The following is a 3,485-nucleotide window of genomic DNA, read 5'->3' on the forward strand; positions in this document are numbered from 1 at the left end:
ACCTGGGGGCGGCGGAGGTCCGCTGGAGGTTCCTGGGGGGGAAGCTTTACGCGATGGGGACAGGCGGCACGCTGTTGTTCCCTGCCTCGGAAGGGAGGCTGCGGCCTGGGGCCTTCGCCTCAGTGGGCCTGGGGGTGGACAATGCGCGCTGATGCCCTGCTCCTGGCCGTGGTGCTTGCCTCGGGATGTGCGTCGGTGCCGGATGCTCCCGGGCGTAGCGGGACGCTGAGCTACACGCCTCGTGGAGCGACCTCTCCCGAGCGGGCGGACGCGCTGAGTGATGAGCGTCCTCGTGCCTCCGGGGCCCCGTCGTACCCCATCGCGGGGTCTGGGGCTGAGCAGCGCCTCTTCCGTCATGTCAAACCACGAGGCGACGCGACGAAAGCAGCACCCGGCACCGCCTCTGGAGCTGTCGGAGGCAGGGGCCCGCAAGCCGCCTCGGCGCGGCAGGCCCTCCTCGAATCCATCGACGAGGTGAAGGGCTCGCTGAAGGAAGCCGAGTCCATGCTCTCCAAGCTCGCTGGGCACGCCCCCGTCTTCAGTGGCAGGGCCGTCAGTGGGGGCGCGTTCACGCGCTATCTCGACCACGGTTCCCGGCAAGTGGCGTGGATTCGTGGCGCTCTCGGTAGCGCGACGGAGCTGGCCGGTGTCGCGTCGGAGGTGGGGGACTCGGAGATGGAGTTGGGCCTGTTTCGCATGGCGGGCCCACGGCTCCAGTCCGCGATGTTCGGTGCCTTGCTGTTCACCACCTGGGTGGACTTCCTCCAGCTCTCTGACGTCCTGCTGCGCGAGTGCCCGATGTGCGGCGACGAGAAGCTGTTCATGGACCTCCACCGCGTTCAGGGCTTGATGGAGCCCACGCTCGCGGACCTCACCTCTCGTGACACTGAACGCGTCGAAGCGGCGGCACTCGCGATGCCCGCGTTGATGGGGAAGCTGGCGCGCGAGTTCAACATGATGCACGCGGATGCCCGGTCCGCCATGGAGACAGGGGGCAAGGTCATGGTGGCGGTGCAGATGCTGGAGATGCTCACCATGATTTCCACGCTGAAGCTGGGGACGCCCAGGCCTCCACCGTCCGCCCCCGCGGCGCTCGGCGTGGGTCTCGTCATGAGTTCAGGTGGCGTGATGGCGGGCTCGCAACTTGTCGTCTCGGCGGAGTGGATGGAGATGATGCGAAGGCTGGTGCAAGCGGGCGTCATCTCGCTTCCGGTCGTGAGCGCGGCGGTCCGCATTCACGGTGGGCAGGTGATGATGGCGCAAGCGCACCAGGACTTGCCCGAGGGCGTGCGAGAGGCGCTGGGGGACAGTCCCGAGGTGCGAGGCATGCGCGTGACGGGCAAGGCGGGGGCCGGAATGTCCGAGGCCCCGAAGCACCACGTGTTGCCGAAGGAGCACCGCGAGTGGTTCGAGGCGCGTGGCTTCAAGGGTGACATGGACATCGACCAGTTCTGTGTCCGGCTGGAGCAGGCCCACCACGAGGCAATTCACGGCGGGGGGAACTGGAAGCTGGGGCGCATGTGGCCCGACGAGTGGAGTAGAAGGATTATGCGCGCGCTCCAAGATGCTGAAGTCAGTGCCGGGAGGCCGTTGACGCGAAATGCGATCCTCAAGATCGTCGGCAAGAATATGAAGGCCTACGATATTCCAATGAACTTCACTCCCGGGAGAAGCCGATGACCGATGGACGTTCGTGGGAGGGGAATTGGATCGCCCGCCTGTATGAGCGCGTCCGTGAGCGGGGGTACGACTTGGTCACCGCCTTTGCTGAAGATCGTCCCACGGCATCCCTAGTCGCTCTTGCAGAGGAGCTTGGCCCGGACGACGTTGCCGGCGTCCAGGTGTTCAAAGGGTTGGTCGCTGAGGCTGAGCGCAGCAAGAAGCTCACTCGATTGGCTCGCGGACAGCTTGTTCGCGAACTGTCGGAAGTCCTCCCCAACGGCTGGCCAGCCGTGCTGGATGATGATGCCCGCTTGGAGGTCGCGATAGCACTTGGCCAATGGTCGGCATACACCCCGGAACCCCTCGTGGAGCGTGTAAGGAGTGCTAGCGGCGCGCTCCTCGCCAATCCGCCTCCGGCTGGCTGGCGTCCGCTCGGTCCTGACGACGAAGTTCTCCGGGCGCTCCTTCCCGACGAAGAAGCGTGACCAACGGCGGAGTGATGCTCCCGTCCGGTGAACAGGCCGCTTGAGCCCCCCTTGGGGTACAGGCCAGCCGAGACCGCGCTCCCATCAGATGCGTAGCAGGCGCCTGGACCTCTTGGCGCCGCTCGGGCCTCGATACCACGCGGTCTGGGATTTCCTATCGCCTTGTCCGCGGGTTTGGGGTGCGCCCACTACCCCGCCATCGGCGAGCAGAGCTCCACCAGGACGCCGTTGAGGTCTCTCACGTAGGCCACCGTCTGTCCCCAGGGCTTCTGCTTGGGGAGCTGCGTGGCCTCGGCGCCTGCCTCCACGGCGCGCGTGTAGGCGGCGGCCACGTCGGCGGTGACGAGCGCCAGTTCGATGGCCGCGGCGTCCTCCTTCGGACGCAGATGACGCACGGTGAAGCCATGCTCCTTCGCCGCGCCTTCCTCGACGAAGGCCAGGGCGGTGGTGCCTGTCTCCAGCTCCGCGTAGGTGCCACTCTCGTGGATGAAGCGGCGCGCCAGTCCGAAGGCCTTCTCGTAGAAGGCGATGGCGGCGCTCACGTCCGGTACGTAGAGGATGATGTAGCCGAGCTTCATGGCGGACTCCTGTCGGTCAGTGGGACGTCTGTGTGAGGGCGTCGTCACACGGATGGCGCGCGCCTGTCTTGAAGGAATCGGACAGCGCTCAACCCACGAGTGCGGTGGGGGACACGCCGGCCAACTCCCGCACGTCTCGTGACAGATGCGCCTGGTCCGCGTAGCCGCATTCGAGCGCGACGTCACACAGGTCCGCGCACTCACGGGAACGCAGCAGGAACACCGCTCGCTGGAAGCGCAGGACGCGCGCGAGCAGCTTCGGCGGTACGCCGGCCTCGTCCAGGATGTCCCGGTGCAGGGTGCGCTCACTCACGCCCATGGCGCGAGCCAGCGCGGCCATGCGTATCTGCCCCGACGAGGCTTGGAGACATCCCAGGGCCTGGACGGCGCGGGGCTTCGCGACACTCCGGAAGGAAGCCCAGTGTCGAGCGATGGTGTGCTGGAGCAGGGCCATGGCCCGGGCTGGCGAGGCGCAGTCTTCCATCCGCCGCTGAAGCTGTGCGAGGGCAGGCGAGCAGTCCTGGACGGAGACGTTGAGCCCGCAGAGTTCACGGGGACTGACACCCAGCAGGGCCTGCGCCCAGCCAGGACGGAGCCGGACGCCCAGGCTCACCCCGCCGGGCTCGAGGTCGACGAGGATGAAGCGCTTCATGGGGCCGACGACGGCCAGCCGGGGAGCGGAGAGCCACACCGGGCCTGGCGCGTGGTGGAAGCCGAAGATGAGGTCGGTGCAGCCATCCGGGAGCACCCGGTGCTGGCG

The 3,485-nt window shown here is 67.3% G+C and carries 4 protein-coding genes; 2 read left to right on the forward strand and 2 right to left on the reverse strand.

All coding sequences use genetic code 11. From position 1 onward, the window contains the following. Positions 1-141 precede the first annotated feature (141 nt). Both G4D87_RS35595 and G4D87_RS35600 read left to right on the forward strand, forming a co-directional pair. Positions 142-1,680, forward strand: coding sequence for a DUF2380 domain-containing protein (locus tag G4D87_RS35595; RefSeq protein ID WP_163787187.1), 1,539 nt, complete (start codon positions 142-144; stop codon positions 1,678-1,680). After that, positions 1,677-2,147 carry an NUDIX hydrolase gene (locus G4D87_RS35600; protein ID WP_163787189.1) on the forward strand — a complete coding sequence of 157 codons (471 nt, stop codon included), beginning with the start codon at positions 1,677-1,679 and terminating at the stop codon, positions 2,145-2,147. Before G4D87_RS35595 ends, G4D87_RS35600 begins: the two co-directional genes overlap by 4 nt. Before the next feature lie 188 nt (positions 2,148-2,335). On the opposite strand, the gene G4D87_RS35605 is transcribed toward G4D87_RS35600, so the two are convergent. Together G4D87_RS35605 and G4D87_RS35610 are read right to left on the reverse strand one after the other, a co-directional pair. Continuing rightward, on the reverse strand, positions 2,336-2,725 hold the full coding sequence (locus G4D87_RS35605) for a VOC family protein (RefSeq protein ID WP_163787191.1): 390 nt from the start codon (positions 2,723-2,725) through the stop codon (positions 2,336-2,338). Positions 2,726-2,813: 88 nt separating this feature from the next. Next, positions 2,814-3,485 (reverse strand): AraC family transcriptional regulator (locus G4D87_RS35610; protein WP_163787193.1); only part of this gene is annotated, 672 nt, incomplete at its 5' end.

It is taken from the genome of Myxococcus vastator, assembly GCF_010894475.1.
Taxonomy (GTDB): domain Bacteria; phylum Myxococcota; class Myxococcia; order Myxococcales; family Myxococcaceae; genus Myxococcus; species Myxococcus vastator.

What these genes read in the sequence shown, in the direction of transcription:
- G4D87_RS35595 (WP_163787187.1), top strand. Translation starts at nt 142, where the DNA reads ATGCGCGCTGATGCCCTGCTCCTGGCCGTGGTGCTTGCCTCGGGATGT.
- G4D87_RS35605 (WP_163787191.1), bottom strand. Translation starts at nt 2,725, where the DNA reads ATGAAGCTCGGCTACATCATCCTCTACGTACCGGACGTGAGCGCCGCC.
- G4D87_RS35600 (WP_163787189.1), top strand. Translation starts at nt 1,677, where the DNA reads ATGACCGATGGACGTTCGTGGGAGGGGAATTGGATCGCCCGCCTGTAT.